At 58.1% G+C, this 14282-nt stretch carries 15 protein-coding genes; 7 read left to right on the forward strand and 8 right to left on the reverse strand.

What is annotated here, in order from left to right; all coding sequences use genetic code 11:
• Positions 1 to 52: 52 nt before the first annotated feature.
• Complete coding sequence (gene gor / locus DHN12_RS03930) at positions 53 to 1411, reverse strand: glutathione-disulfide reductase (RefSeq protein ID WP_108858949.1); 1359 nt, start codon at positions 1409 to 1411, stop codon at positions 53 to 55.
• Between the two features lie 323 nt (positions 1412 to 1734).
• Complete coding sequence (gene rpiA / locus DHN12_RS03935; RefSeq protein WP_108858950.1) at positions 1735 to 2520, reverse strand: ribose-5-phosphate isomerase RpiA; 786 nt, start codon at positions 2518 to 2520, stop codon at positions 1735 to 1737.
• Between the two features lie 167 nt (positions 2521 to 2687).
• Between rpiA and DHN12_RS03940 the strand changes: the two genes are divergently transcribed.
• From DHN12_RS03940 to DHN12_RS03955, 4 genes are read left to right on the forward strand one after another with little or no spacing between them, the layout of a single operon-like run.
• On the forward strand, positions 2688 to 3389 hold the full coding sequence (locus DHN12_RS03940) for a glutathione S-transferase family protein (RefSeq protein ID WP_108858951.1): 702 nt from the start codon (positions 2688 to 2690) through the stop codon (positions 3387 to 3389).
• A 1-nt stretch (position 3390) separates the two neighbouring features.
• Positions 3391 to 4764: an L-serine ammonia-lyase gene (locus DHN12_RS03945; protein ID WP_108858952.1), complete on the forward strand. Its 1374-nt coding sequence runs from the start codon at positions 3391 to 3393 to the stop codon at positions 4762 to 4764.
• Between the two features lie 24 nt (positions 4765 to 4788).
• Positions 4789 to 5199 carry a GFA family protein gene (locus tag DHN12_RS03950; RefSeq protein WP_108858953.1) on the forward strand — a complete coding sequence of 137 codons (411 nt, stop codon included), beginning with the start codon at positions 4789 to 4791 and terminating at the stop codon, positions 5197 to 5199.
• 39 nt (positions 5200 to 5238) lie between these two features.
• Positions 5239 to 6153, forward strand: a complete 915-nt coding sequence (locus DHN12_RS03955; RefSeq protein ID WP_108858954.1) for a DMT family transporter — start codon at positions 5239 to 5241, stop codon at positions 6151 to 6153.
• On the opposite strand, the gene DHN12_RS03960 is transcribed toward DHN12_RS03955, so the two are convergent.
• Positions 6098 to 6775 carry a thiamine diphosphokinase gene (locus DHN12_RS03960; protein ID WP_306418388.1) on the reverse strand — a complete coding sequence of 226 codons (678 nt, stop codon included), beginning with the start codon at positions 6773 to 6775 and terminating at the stop codon, positions 6098 to 6100. The two genes, DHN12_RS03955 and DHN12_RS03960, sit on opposite strands and share 56 nt — an antisense overlap.
• A gap of 151 nt (positions 6776 to 6926) precedes the next feature.
• Here DHN12_RS03960 and DHN12_RS03965 point away from each other — a divergent pair, with 151 nt between their 5' ends.
• A complete protein-coding gene (locus tag DHN12_RS03965) occupies positions 6927 to 8546 on the forward strand; it encodes a hypothetical protein (protein WP_108858956.1) in 1620 nt (539 codons plus the stop codon).
• 72 nt (positions 8547 to 8618) lie between these two features.
• On the opposite strand, the gene DHN12_RS03970 is transcribed toward DHN12_RS03965, so the two are convergent.
• The 5 genes from DHN12_RS03970 to nthA form a co-directional block, all read right to left on the reverse strand.
• Positions 8619 to 8861, reverse strand: a complete 243-nt coding sequence (locus tag DHN12_RS03970) for a DUF2842 domain-containing protein (RefSeq protein ID WP_108858957.1) — start codon at positions 8859 to 8861, stop codon at positions 8619 to 8621.
• The gene (locus DHN12_RS03975; protein ID WP_108858958.1) at positions 8861 to 10156 is read right to left on the reverse strand and encodes an adenylosuccinate synthase; all 1296 of its coding nucleotides are present in this window, start codon (positions 10154 to 10156) and stop codon (positions 8861 to 8863) included. The genes DHN12_RS03970 and DHN12_RS03975 overlap by 1 nt, the downstream gene beginning before the upstream one ends.
• Positions 10157 to 10255: 99 nt before the next feature.
• Complete coding sequence (locus DHN12_RS03980; protein WP_058274830.1) at positions 10256 to 10591, reverse strand: nitrile hydratase accessory protein; 336 nt, start codon at positions 10589 to 10591, stop codon at positions 10256 to 10258.
• On the reverse strand, positions 10588 to 11265 hold the full coding sequence (gene nthB, locus DHN12_RS03985) for a nitrile hydratase subunit beta (protein WP_108858959.1): 678 nt from the start codon (positions 11263 to 11265) through the stop codon (positions 10588 to 10590). Before nthB ends, DHN12_RS03980 begins: the two co-directional genes overlap by 4 nt.
• Positions 11262 to 11876 carry a nitrile hydratase subunit alpha gene (nthA, locus tag DHN12_RS03990; RefSeq protein WP_108858960.1) on the reverse strand — a complete coding sequence of 205 codons (615 nt, stop codon included), beginning with the start codon at positions 11874 to 11876 and terminating at the stop codon, positions 11262 to 11264. Before nthA ends, nthB begins: the two co-directional genes overlap by 4 nt.
• Before the next feature lie 150 nt (positions 11877 to 12026).
• Here nthA and secG point away from each other — a divergent pair, with 150 nt between their 5' ends.
• Positions 12027 to 12392: a preprotein translocase subunit SecG gene (secG, locus tag DHN12_RS03995; RefSeq protein ID WP_108858961.1), complete on the forward strand. Its 366-nt coding sequence runs from the start codon at positions 12027 to 12029 to the stop codon at positions 12390 to 12392.
• A 158-nt stretch (positions 12393 to 12550) separates the two neighbouring features.
• Positions 12551 to 14194 carry a CTP synthase gene (locus DHN12_RS04000; RefSeq protein WP_058276105.1) on the forward strand — a complete coding sequence of 548 codons (1644 nt, stop codon included), beginning with the start codon at positions 12551 to 12553 and terminating at the stop codon, positions 14192 to 14194.
• Positions 14195 to 14282: the final 88 nt, after the last annotated feature.

The following is a 14282-nucleotide window of genomic DNA, read 5'->3' on the forward strand; positions in this document are numbered from 1 at the left end:
TGGACCGTGTGATCACGGGTTCCCTTGTAACTTGTGTGCGCGCGGTTGCAAATCAAGCAGTGCGCACAGGTTGCCGCATTGTTACCAATTCCTCTGCCATCACCGGATGAACGGCAACCGTGCGGTCGAAATCTTCCTTGGTTGCGCCCATTTTGACGGCAATGCCAGCCAGCTGGATCATCTCACCCGCGCCCGGCGCGACGATGTGGCAGCCCAGAACTTTACGAGTCGCCTGGCTGACGATCAGCTTCATCAACACGCGCTGCGTTCCACCGGCAAAGGCTTTTTGCATTGGCTTGAACGATGTCGCGTAAACCTCAATCGGTTCCTGTGCCGCGCCTTCTTCTTCGCTCAGACCTACCGTTCCGAATTCCGGCTGCGTAAAGATCGCGGTCGGGATCAGTTCATGATCCACAGGCGTCGGGTTGCCTTTGAACACGGTTTCGACAAAGGCCATCCCCTCGCGGATCGCGACGGGTGTCAGGTTCACGCGGTCGGTCACGTCGCCGATCGCATAGATCGAGGGTACGCCAGTCTGGCTGTACTCATCCACCACGATCTCACCTTTGCGGCCACGTTCCACGCCCAGCGCCTCGAGGCCCAGATTATCCGCATTCGGGGCACGCCCGGTGGCGTACATGACCACGTCGAACTGATCCTCGGTGCCATCGGTGGCCTTGACGCGGATCTTGTCGCCTTCTTTGGTCATTTCCAGCACATTGGTGCCCAAACGAACATCGATGCCGTTCTGGCGCATCTCTTCGCAGATCAGGCCACGTGCTTCTTCGTCGAATCCTCGCAGAATTTGCGCACCGCGATAGAATTGAGTGGTTTTGACGCCCATCCCGTTCATGATTCCGGCAAACTCGCTGGCGATGTAGCCGCCACCGACAATCAGAATGCTTTGGGGCAGCTTCTCAAGGTGGAAGATCTCGTTCGACGTGATCGCCAGGTCCGATCCCGGGAACTCGGGCACGACCGGACGACCGCCTGTAGCGATCAGGATGTGCTTGGCTGTCTTGCGTGTCCCATCCGCCAATTCGACCGTATGTGGATCCACAACGGTCGCCCGCTGGTCAAAACTTTCAACGCCGTTGTTTTTCAGGATATTGCGGTAGATGCCTTCAAGCCGGTCCAGTTCAGTCACCAGCTTGCCGTGAAAAGTATCCCAGTTCAAAGCACCGGCCTGAATGTCCCAGCCATAGGCTTGCGCATCACCGACCATACCCGAGAATTCGCTGGCGAAGACCATCAGCTTCTTGGGCACACAGCCTCGGATGACACAGGTGCCGCCGTAGCGGTCTTCTTCGGCCAGCCCCACTTTGGCACCGTTCTCACCAGCTGCCATACGTGCGGCCCGGACCCCACCTGAGCCTCCGCCGATAACGAACAGATCATAGTCAAAGCTCATTTGTCCTGCCTCTTCCAAATTTCCGCAAGCGCCCGCAGGCCTTGCATGGGGTGTACTCTATCTCGCGCTGCTGTCCAGAGTGATCGCCGGGGCTCCGGCCTCTTCGATTTCTCGAACTTGCGCAGGGAACCGCTGCAGCGTTGTGAACAAACGCCCAGATATGGTTGCATTTGTTTTATTCAACGGCGGCCTCCGCGTCTTGGATTGGTCAAACCAAGTGCCAAATTGTACGTGTCCCAAATCGTTCGCGGTCACGACTTCACTCAAAGCAATGTAGCGTCCGAATAAAACGAGTGAAGAAAAGCGATCTGTGTCTGCTCCGCTTAATCCGCCAGATCCGAGAACAAGTTCTCGCCTGCCTCCACCGCCTGATCAAGTTCGATCGTTCCATCGTTGATATCGCGCAGCTCGACCCGACCATCGCCGTGGCCGATCACAACTTTGTCACAGATGTCGATGAACAAACCATTCTCGACCACACCCGGGACCTGATTAAGCACCAGCGCCAGTTGCCTGGCATTTCCGATGCGCTGAAGGTGGAGGTCCAGAATGTGATTGCCCTCATCCGTGACAAACGGCGCCTCTCCGTTCATGCGCAGCGCGGCAGAAGTGCCCAGAACGTCCATCGTATCCAGCGCCTCTTGGATCAGCGTTCGCGTTGTCTGCCAGCCAAAAGGGATAACCTCGACCGGTAACGGGAACGCGCCTAGCGTTTCGACCTCTTTACCGGCATCTGCAATAACGATCATCTGATCGCTTGCCGTGGCAACGATCTTTTCCTGCAGATGCGCGCCGCCGCCGCCTTTGATTAGGTTCAGATCGCCGTCAAATTCATCCGCGCCGTCGATGGTCAGGTCCAGCCACCCCGCCTGATCCAGCGAGACAACCTCGATCCCCAACTCACGGGCCAGTTGCGCGGTGCGGGTTGAGGTCGGAACAGCCTTGATCCGCAGACCTTCCTGCTGCACCCGCTCTCCCAGACGGCGGACCATCCAGGCGGCCGTTGATCCGGTGCCCAGCCCAACACGCATCCCGTCCTGAACTATATCGGCGGCCCGTCGCGCCGCGACAAATTTGGCTTTGTCTATGGGTGACAAATCTCCGGTCATTGTTGCATTCCCCCTTGGTATTGCGGAATTTATACGGAATGTCCGACCCAACTGCGAGCGCCAATTCGCCGATCCAGCGGGCCAACTTGTCGCGAAACTACGCGTTTCCTATTGGAAACGTCGCAATCGAGACGTTCGACATCCCTGCTGGTGTATAAATACAGCCCATGAACGCGCCCTACAGATTGCACTTTGCCCCCGACAATGCCTCTCTGGTGATCAGACTGGTGCTGGAAGAGATGGGCCTGCCTTATGAGACGGCTTTGGTGGATCGTCGGCAAAACGCACAGGATGGCGCGGCTTACAGGGGGTTGAATCCGAACGGCCTGATCCCGGTTCTTGAAACGCCACAAGGTCCGATCTTTGAAACAGCCGCCATCCTTTTGTGGCTGGCAGATACACATGCGCAACTGGCTCCCGCCCCTGACAACCCGGATCGGGCTGCGTTCCTGAAATGGCTATTTTTCGCATCGAACACTTTTCATGCCGATCTGCGCATCCTGTTCTATGCCGAAAAATACATCGACGCGGCACAGGCCGAAACCTTGCGCAACGGTATCCGCCCGCGCCTACGCCAACATCTTCGGGTTCTGGATGACGTTGCTAAAACTGCGCCCAGCTGGTTGCACGCCGATCAGCCCTCGGTCCTAACATACTACCTTGCCTGCCAGATGCGGTGGATGTCCCTTTACCCGGAGCGCGCTGATCGCAGTTGGTATCAATTGGCGGATACGCCGTACCTGCAATCCATTCTGATGCGCCTAGAAAGCCGTCCGGCAACCCGGGCTGCCATCGCGGCCGAGGGGTTGGGGGTTACCCCCTTCACCAGTCCATCTTATGCTCACCCTCCAGAAGGCTCTGCTACCTGATATGTTCTTGTCTGTTTTTGATATGTTCAAAGTGGGCATCGGCCCGTCCTCGTCACACACAATGGGGCCGATGGTTGCCGCCGCACGGTTTCTGGACCTGATGCGCACCTCGCCGTTTGAATTCGTTGGTCTTCGCGGATCGCTGCACGGATCGCTGGCCTTTACTGGCGTAGGTCACGCAACAGACCGGGCTACGATCCTTGGGCTGGCCGGGTTTGTTCCTGACACCTATGACAACGACAAGGCCGAGGCCGCGTTGGCTGCTATTGCTGAAACGCACTCAGTCACGCCCGAGGGGTTGCCGACCCTGCAATTCGATCCAAAGGCCGATCTGATCTTTGACTACGACCACAACCTGCCCGGCCATGCCAATGGGATGATCCTGATGGCCACTGATGCGCAGGGCGACGTGATCCTGCGGCAGGTCTATTATTCCGTAGGCGGCGGTTTTGTCCTGACTGAGGAAGAACTGGCCGAAGGCAAAGCCACCAATGACGGCCCTGCCGTGCCTTTCCCGTTCCACTCGGCAGCCGAAATGCTTGAGATGGCAAACGCTAGCGGCAAAAGCATCGCCCAGATGAAGCGCGAGAACGAAGTCGCGCGGGGCTGTGCTGACAGTTTCGCCAAAGGCACCGCGCGCCTTTGGGAAGTCATGAACAACTGTATCGAACGTGGACTGAAGACGGATGGCATTCTACCCGGCGGCCTGAAAGTGCGCCGCCGCGCAAAGGGCATCCACGACGCGTTGTTGGCCGAACGTGGTATGAACCTGAACGCGCCGCACACCATCAACGACTGGATGAGCGTCTATGCGATGGCGATAAACGAAGAAAACGCGGCTGGCGGGCAAGTCGTCACCGCGCCCACAAACGGGGCTGCTGGCACGATGCCTGCCGTACTGCGCTATTACCTCGATCACGTTCCGGGTGCCTCGGAAAGCCATATCGAGGACTTCCTCCTTACGGCAGCGGCCATTGGCGGGCTGGTCAAATACAACGCCTCGATCTCAGGCGCTGAGGCTGGGTGTCAGGCTGAAGTTGGAAGCGCCTCGGCAATGGCTGCAGCGGGCCTCTGCGCCGTGATGGGTGGTACGCCCGAGCAGGTCGAAAACGCCGCCGAAATTGCATTGGAGCATCATCTGGGCATGACCTGCGACCCGGTCGCTGGTCTGGTGCAAGTTCCTTGCATCGAACGCAACGGTTTGGCGGCCATCAAAGCCGTCTCGGCTGCTTCACTTGCGCTGCGTGGCGATGGGAAACACTTCGTGCCGCTGGATTCGGTGATCGAAACCATGCGCCAGACCGGGCATGATATGCATGAGAAGTACAAGGAAACGTCTCTGGGCGGGTTGGCCGTAAACGTGCCAAACTGCTGACAGTGACAGCAATGGAGTTCAACGATGCAAGGACATTGCCTGTGCGGCACCATCCGCTACGAGGTTGATCCTCCGGTCCTGTCCTGCGTGAGCTGCCATTGCGATAGTTGCCGCAGGCAATGTGCGGCCCCGATGACGACCTATTTTGGCGTGCGCGACGGGCAATGGCGCTGGACTGGCGAGCCTCCGAAAACCTTTAATTCCTCGCCCGGTGTCGAGCGCAGCTTTTGTCCCAATTGCGGCACGCCGATCTCGTTTCGATCCCAAGCCATGTCGGACGTACTGCATTTGTATGTCGCCACATTAGAGGATCCCAACCAATTGCAGCCCACGCTGCACGTGGCCCATGAAGAACGGCTGGATTGGCTGAAACTGGACGACGACCTGCACGTCTGCATCGGACCCGACTACACGAAAGTGCAGCCGATTTCATAGACGCTTTCAACCGGGTGCCAAAACCCGTAGCGTCGCCGCATGACCCAGGATCGTCCCGTCTTTGGCATCTTCTTGATGCTGTGTTTTTGCGTGCTTGCACCGATGGGCGATTCCATCGCCAAGCTGCTGGGCGAGACGACACCAGTCGGCGTTCTGGTGTTTATTCGCTTTGCCGTTCAGGCGTTGATCCTGATACCTTTGGTGGCCCTGACCAGGCGGCACTGGCGCATGCGTGGACGTCTTGTGTGGCTGGCGTTCATCCGAACAGTTCTGCACATCGTTGCTATCGCGGCAATGTTCAGCGCCCTGCAATACTTGCCGCTGGCGGACGCAGTCGCCATCGTTTTTGTGATGCCCTTCATCATGCTTTTGCTGGGCAAGTGCGTGCTTGGTGAAGAGGTCGGCATGCGCCGCCTGATCGCCTGCGGTGTCGGGTTCATGGGCACTCTGCTGGTCATACAGCCCAGCTTTGTTCAGGTCGGTGCCGAAGCTCTGTTACCCTTGGTCGTTGCGATTGTCTTTTCCCTCTTCATGTTGGTGACACGACAGATTGCCAAAGACACCGACCCGATCGCCTTGCAGGCTGTATCCGGAGTGATGGCGACGGTTCTGCTGCTGCCGGTTATGGCACTGGGAACAATCGGCAATGTTTGGGAGCTGTCCTTCTTCGTTCCCGAGCGTGAAAGTCACCTGCTGCTGATCGGGATCGGTGTCCTGGGCACCGTCGCGCATCTGTTCATGACGTGGTCGTTGCGCTATGCGCCGTCCGCCACGCTGGCACCCATGCAGTATCTTGAAATCCCAGTGGCGACGTTCTTTGGCTGGTTGATCTTCCATGACCTTCCGGATGGCATGGCCGCTGTCGGCATTGGCATCACCGTCGCCGCAGGCCTGTATGTCATTTTGCGCGAGCGGGCCAGCGCCCGGTCTGCCCCGACACAAACGCCTGCATAACCTGATCCAGAGCGTATCGCGGCACCATCACCAGCAATCCCGGCGCATCCACCGTCAGCTCAACATCTGCCAGCGCGCGGTTGGATGTGCCTACTTGCCCGCCGGGTTCCATAACCAGATCGTCGATGGCCCATTCGAGGCCTTTGCTGGTTCCGGTTACCCGTTGGAACGGAAACAATGAAACGACATCGCCGGATGTGATACTGAGGGAAATCTGCGGCGGCGCGTGAAAGACGACCTCAGTCTCCCCCAATAGGACACAGGGGCGATCCTGCCTCTGGACCAATGTGTTGAGAACTGCAAGCTGATGATCCAGCCGCCCGCCCAAGAACCCGGCCCCCAACACGACAGGCGCTTCTATGCTGCGCAGAGCCTTGTCAAAATCCGTGCTGCTTTGTTCACCTATAGGATACAAACGGTCCACTGGAATTTGGTCTTTGTGCCGGCTGTCCAGCGAATCGAAATCGCCAATCACGGCATCCGGAATGCGACCCGATTCTACCAAAGGGGCGGCCCCACCATCGGCTGCCACGACCGTCTTGGCGCGAATCAGCATCACATTCAGGTCGTCAGGGCCGATTTCCCCGCCTCCGACCAGTGCAATTGGCTCAAATGACCGCACAATTGGGCATTTTTTACTTAGATTGACCATTTTTTCCGGATTTGGACAAATTGAGACCACAAAATGATAGGTTCATGCAAAGAGTTCCGAGCCAATAGGTGTGCCTGCATAAGGTGGTTGGCTCTCGTAGTTTGTAGAGGACGTGCGTCTGATGGTACAGAACAACAAGGTATTGACCGTTTCTTATGGAACCTTCTCCTGCACTTTGGAAGGATTCGACAATTCATTCGAAACGATGAAGGCAATCGCAGAGTACTTCCGTGATCTTTCCGCCGAAGATCGGTATTTTGGTTCTGAACCCCCCCAGCCTGACGCAGAAATGCTGACCCGGATCGCACAGCGCGACGCCGCAAAACATGTAGAAGCCAGCCAGAGTGATTCCGGCCTGTTGCTGCGTGCGACCCAGCAGGCTGCAAAGCCCGCTCCGGCGGCGGTTCCAACCGCTGCGCAAGCAGACCCCCATGTGATGAGCCCCAGTGCCACCCCCCCTGCACAAGGGGCCGAGTCGTTCTTCGCTGATGCCGAGCCGGTTGAAAGCGCGCCTGCCCCGGCTGCGGATAGCATTGCCGCCAAACTGCAGCGCATCCGCGCCGTCGTTTCGCATTCCGAAGAAAACTCGGTAATTTATACTGAAGACGAGGACACAAGCCTGGTCAATCAGCCAGCAGCCCCTAAGGATGCAGTCGCCGCCGCGTTTGAGATGGGTTCGCTCGATTCATCGGACCTTGCCGAAACGGACAAGCCCGAAGAGGCCGCTAAACCGATGGCACCGGCCATTGAGGCGGAAAAAATCGAGGATACCCCTGCCGTGGCAGAGGCCGAAGCAACGGAAGAACCGGTAGAACCAGTTCAACCGTTCTCAATGCAGCATGACGCCGACTACGAAGACGAGGAAGAGGCGCCCACACCCTCGGCGCTGTTCACCGATCTTGAGGAAACGACAGAAACCGATGAGCCCGTCAATATCCTGAGCGAAGAGACCGAAGAGGATCAGATCGATGAAGTCGCAGAGACCCAAGAGGGTTATCTGACCGCCGAGGATGAGGCCAATGTTCTAAGCGAGATCTCGAAGGTTGAGGCCGCAATGGGCGGTCAATCCCCGAACGAAATGGCCCTGGATCAGGATTTGTCCCGCCTGATGGACAAGGCGGACAGCCAGATGGATGACCCGGCGACCAGCACGCAGCGCGAAACCTATTCGCATCTGCGCACGGCCGTCGCCGCAACCGAAGCTGAGCGCGAGGACCGGCCCCAGCAAGAAGAGTCCGAGGAAAGCGGATATCGCGGCGATCTGACCTCGGTGGTCAGCCCGCGCCGCCCCGAGATTCAGGTCACCAGCATGCGCCCACAGTCGGACACCTCGTCGCCGCTGAAACTGGTTGCGGAACAGCGTGTCGACGCAAGGGAACAGGATGCCGGTCCGGTGACCCCGCGCCGCGTTACGTCCAAATCAGAAGACGAAACAGACGATTCCAACGAAGAAGGTGGTTTTGCCCTGTTTGCACAGGAACAAGGTGCACAGTCTCTGCCCGACCTGTTGGAGGCCGCTGCCGCTTACCTGTCGTTCATCGAAGGTCAGGAGCAGTTCTCGCGCCCGCAGCTGATGAATAAGATCCGCTCGCTCAAGCAGGACGACTTCAACCGCGAAGAAAGCCTGCGCTCGTTCGGTCAATTGCTTCGGGACGGCAAGATCGAAAAAGCCGGTGGAGGTCGTTTTGCCGCCTCGACGCAAATCGGGTTCCGTCCTGATGATGAGCGCGCCGCAGGCTGAACTCAAAAAATTAAATGAAAAAGGGGCCGATGCAATCATCGGCCCCTTTTTTTGGGGAAAAGAAGCGCCCTCTCAGTCTTGCGACTGATCCGGGTCTGCTTGCCCAACGCCTTTGAACACGAACTTGAAGGGCAAGGCCCACACGATGCCCAGACCGACATAGACCAGCAGCTCAAGCCAGATTGGCGGGCGATCAAGCCAGTTCACAACTGTTACCACCGCTACGATATAGAGCGGCAATCCAATCAGCAAAAGCGCCAGAGACCAGCGGCGGCGCGCCTTATAGCTGAGGCCTTGTTTCTGTTTCTCGGCCATCAGTCTGCAAACGGGTCTGTCACCAGTATGGTGTCATCCCGCTCCGGGCTGGTGGACAAAAGGGCGACGGGACAATCGATCAGCTCTTCGACCCGGCGCACGTATTTGATTGCATTGGCCGGCAGATCCGCCCAGCTGCGCGCGCCTTCGGTGGATTCGCTCCAACCCGGCACCTCTTCGTAAATCGGCTTGCAGCGCCCCTGTTGGTCGGCGGCAGTCGGAAGATAATCCAGACGTTCTCCGTCCAGCTCATAGCCAACGCAGATTTTCAGGGTTTCGAATCCGTCCAGAACGTCCAGCTTGGTCAGCGAGATACCGTTCACACCGCTGGTCGCGCAGGTCTGGCGCACCAGGCAGGAATCGAACCAACCACAACGACGTTTGCGGCCTGTGGTCGTCCCGAACTCGTGCCCACGCTCACCAAGGCGCTGACCATCATCGTCTTCCAGCTCTGTCGGGAACGGCCCCTCACCCACGCGTGTTGTATAGGCTTTGACGATGCCGAGAACGAAGTCGATGGACCCCGGACCGATACCCACGCCCGTCGCAGCCTGCCCGGCAATAACGTTGGACGAAGTCACGAACGGGTAGGTTCCGAAGTCAATATCCAGCAAAGCGCCTTGTGCACCTTCGAACAGGATGCGTTTGCCAGCCTTGCGCTTTTCGTTCAGCACTTTCCAGACAGGGGCCGCGAAGGGCAGAATTTGCTGTGCAATCTCTTTCAGCTGAGCGATCAGCGCATCACGATCAACTGGCTCGATCCCCAACCCTTTGCGCAGCGGGTCATGATGCTGCAACGCACGGTCGACACGTGCTTCAAGCGTCGCCTCATCCGCCAAATCAGCGACACGCACAGAGCGACGACCAACCTTGTCTTCGTAGGCCGGGCCGATGCCCCGTCCGGTTGTCCCGATCTTGGTGCCTTTGCTCGCTGCCTCTTCCCGCGCACGATCCAACTCGCCATGGATCGGCAAAATCAAAGGTGTGTTTTCGGCAATCATCAGCGTCTCAGGCGAGATATCAACGCCCTGCGCCTGGATAGTCCCGATCTCTTTAATCAAATGCCAGGGATCAAGCACGACGCCATTGCCTATGACGCTCAGCTTGCCGCCACGCACAACACCCGACGGCAGCGCGTGCAGCTTGTAGACTTCACCATCGATGACCAGCGTGTGACCGGCGTTATGTCCGCCCTGAAAGCGTGCAATTACGTCTGCACGCTCGCTGAGCCAGTCGACGATCTTGCCTTTTCCTTCGTCACCCCACTGGGCGCCGACAACAACCACATTGGCCATATCCGGTCCTTTTGCGCTGAGATATCAAACTCGGCTCGTATAACGGGGGTAACGCGACAGGGAAACCGGTAATTCGACGCAGTTGAGCAGTTCCGGGGACTACTTTTCCGTTAGCTGCACCGGATTGCCGTGTGGGGTTGTCAGATATGCGTCTTCCCAGGCGTTGCGCAGCCGGTTTACGTCGTCGGGCATGGCTGTGCCTTGCTCGGCCAACAATGCCTCAAGCGTTTCCAGCCACGCGAAAAAGTAGTCGTTCCCTCCGTTCAGTTCCCGATCCAGCCCATGGCGCTTCAGGGTGTCCGAGAACCGCGCAGCCCAATCGGGCCAATCAAACCGGCCCGTCTCATTTAGTGCGACCGTCACGGCAAACACCTGCGCATGCCAGGGTTCAGCAAAAACAGGCTCAGGGGCGGTATGGGCAACGCAATCGCTCATACCGGGCCCAGATAGCTTTGCCAAAGATCTAAAACCACCTCGTCATTGGGATGTTCCGGATTGGTCCAAAGTTCGGATGCCGGGAATACAACAGCATATAGAGGCTCAGGCGCGTCTCCCAATCTGTGAGCGCTGGAATCCGGCAGCACGTGCGTCCCGTGCACCATTAGAATGCGCCCCTTCGCTCCGGCGGCATAGTGGGGCAACCGGGTATGACCGCCGTCGACGAGGCGGTTGGCAGTTGGACGTGTTGTCACGACCTCCTGCCCTACCGCATATTCCGCCGGCACGCTCGAGGGCCGATCCGCAGGACCGCCGCTGGCCAGCACACCAGCAACCGCTTCGGCCTTCATCTTGCGGCCCGCCAGCGGGTGTTCTTCTTTGTCTGCCTCGCCACGTAGGTCTTCTTCGGTCAGCACGCCGCTTTCGACCAGCAGGTCCGTCAGGGCTGAAATCCATTTCTCATAATAAGAAAATCTCGTGTAATCCTTGGGTGAGAGCCTCTCGCGGGCGTGACGTGAGATATCAATATTCCATTGGCCCAGCGATCCAGCAGCCAGTGTGACTGCCAATGCCCGCGCATGCCAGTCTTCGGCAAAAACCGGGGCATCATCGGGTTCGGGGTGCACAGGTCCATCGCCGAACCGCCCCCCCATATCGTGAACTCTGGTCATGACGGCACCTTTGGCAGGCCGGTTCCGATCATGCTGTCGCGTGTGACAAGTGCCGCCAACTCGTCTTCGGTTAAGCCATCCGTGTCTTCTGGCCGCATCGGAAGCACAAGGTACCGCACCTCGGCCGTCGAATCCCAAACGCAAACCGAGGACGTCTCGGGCAGGGTCACCCCGAACTCAGCCAGAACCTTGCGCGGCTCACGCACAGCCCGCGCCCGGTAGGCATCGGATTTGTACCAACCCGGCGGAATACCAAGCAGCGGCCACGGGTAACAACTGCACAGGGTGCACACGACCATGTTGTGCTGTTCGGGCGTGTTTGCGACGACAACCATATGTTCGCCCTGACGCCCGTAATAACCCAGATCGGCGACAACCGACGTGGCATCTTTCAGCAACGCGGCTTTAAAGTCCGGGTCGGTCCAGGCTTTGGCAACAACCCGCGCGCCGTTCTGCGGGCCGATCTTATTCTGATAGGTATCAATAATTTCATCCAGCGCCGCCGGATCGATCAGTCCCTTGCGAGTCAGAATCGTTTCCAGCGCCTTTACGCGCAACGCAGGATCAGGTGGCAAAAGGGTGTGCGGGTGGTCGTGATCATCATGTGGCATGGCCGCAGCCTGCGCGAGATGCGGCCATGCTGTCCAGTCCCTTTGCCGTGATCTGAAACATCACCGTTCTTGATGCCAACTCCTCCCTTGCCCCCGCTGGAAAACTTGCATAAGTACCACGCGATACACGCCACGCTGTACAGGAACACCATGGAAAACGTCGTTCTCATTATCCACCTCCTCTTGGCTCTGGGCCTGATCGCCGTCGTTCTGATGCAGCGGTCCGAAGGCGGTGGCCTTGGCATGGGCGGCGGTGGCGGCGGTGCAATGGCTGGTCGCTCGGCGGCAACCGCTTTGGGCAAGGTGACGTGGATCCTGGCCGCTTGTTTCATCGTGACTTCAATCACGCTGACCATTTTGGCCGCACAGAAATCCTCGGGCAGTTCGGTGATCGACCGTTTGGGCGTTCCGGCCCCGGCATCAACCGAGGAAAGCACACCTGCGGTTCCGTCGGCTGACGATCTGCTGCCTCCGGCAGATGGCGACAACGCGCCGCTGATTCCACAAGCCAACTGATCCACAAAACCTAGAAACCTGAAAGAGAACTGCAACAGCATCTTGCGGTTCTCTTGCGCTATTGGCGCGAATCCTTTATATGTGAAGTCCCGTGGTGCAGCGGTTTTTCGGAACCGTCGGGCAGCTGATTTTGACGTCTCACGGGAGCAGCCGAAAACATGGCGCGTTTTATTTTCATCACTGGTGGTGTGGTTTCGTCTTTGGGTAAAGGACTGGCTTCGGCGGCTTTGGGCGCGCTGTTGCAGGCCCGAGGGTATTCGGTGCGTCTGCGCAAGCTGGACCCCTATCTGAACGTTGACCCCGGCACGATGTCGCCGTTCGAACATGGCGAAGTGTTCGTGACCGATGACGGGGCCGAAACCGATCTGGATCTTGGTCACTACGAACGTTTCACTGGTGTAGCGGCGCGCAAGACCGACTCGGTCAGTTCTGGTCGGATTTATTCCAACGTGCTCGAGAAAGAGCGCCGCGGTGACTATCTGGGCAAGACCATTCAGGTGATTCCGCACGTCACCAATGAGATCAAAGACTTTATCTCGATCGGTGAGGATGAGGTCGATTTCATGCTGTGCGAGATTGGCGGCACCGTTGGCGATATCGAAGGCCTGCCCTTCTTTGAAGCAATCCGTCAGTTCAGCCAGGACAAGCCGCGCGGCCAATGCCTGTTCATGCACTTGACCCTGCTGCCCTACATCAAAGCCTCGGGCGAATTGAAAACCAAGCCGACGCAGCACTCGGTGAAAGAGCTGCGCTCGATCGGTCTGGCTCCTGACATTCTGGTCTGTCGCTCCGAGGGTCCCATCCCGGTCAAAGAGCGCGAAAAGCTGGCGTTGTTCTGCAACGTGCGCCCGGACAGCGTGATCGCGGCACAGGATCTGTCGACCATTTATGACGCCCCGCTGGCCTATCATCGCGAAGGTCTGGATCAGGCGGTTCTGGATGCGTTCCAGATCAGCCCTGCCCCCAAGCCCGATCTGACAAAATGGGAAGATGTCAGCGACCGCATCCACAATGCCGAAGGCGAAGTCAAAGTCGCCATCGTCGGCAAATACACGCAGCTTGAAGATGCCTATAAGTCGATTGCCGAGGCCCTGACCCATGGCGGTATGGCCAACCGGGTTCGCGTCAAGGTCGAATGGGTCGATGCCGAGGTGTTTGATACCGAAGACGCAGCCCCGCATCTGGAAGGATTCCACGCGATCCTCGTTCCTGGTGGATTTGGCGAACGCGGCACCGAAGGCAAGATCAAAGCCGCGCAATACGCGCGCGAACACAAAGTGCCCTATCTGGGAATCTGCCTTGGTATGCAGATGGCTGTGATCGAAGCAGCCCGCAATGCCGCTGGCATTACCGAAGCGGGCTCGGAAGAGTTTGACCACGAAGCGGGCAAAAAACGTTTTGAGCCTGTTGTTTATCACCTCAAGGAATGGGTGCAGGGCAACCACAAGGTCGAACGCAAGGTCGGTGACGATAAAGGCGGCACCATGCGTTTGGGCGCCTATGACGCGGTACTGGCCGATGGCTCGAAAGTGGCAGAGGTGTACGGCGGCACCAATATCGAAGAACGCCACCGCCACCGCTATGAGGTGGATATCAAGTATCGCGACAAGCTGGAAAAAGCTGGCCTGAACTTCTCGGGCATGTCGCCCGATGGTCGTCTGCCCGAAATCGTCGAATGGTCTGACCACCCTTGGTTCATCGGCGTCCAGTACCATCCGGAACTGAAATCCAAACCATTTGAACCGCATCCGCTGTTCCGCGACTTCGTGCGTGCAGCGAAAGACACCTCTCGCCTCGTTTAAGAGCTATCTGTGTCGGACTGTCACCCCGCATTGTTTTGTGGGGTGTAACCTCCTAACTATTTGAACAACCAGGCCCGCGTGCCGCGTA

The sequence above is a fragment of the Ruegeria sp. Alg231-54 genome (genome assembly GCF_900143525.1).
Taxonomy (GTDB): Bacteria; Pseudomonadota; Alphaproteobacteria; order Rhodobacterales; family Rhodobacteraceae; genus Ruegeria.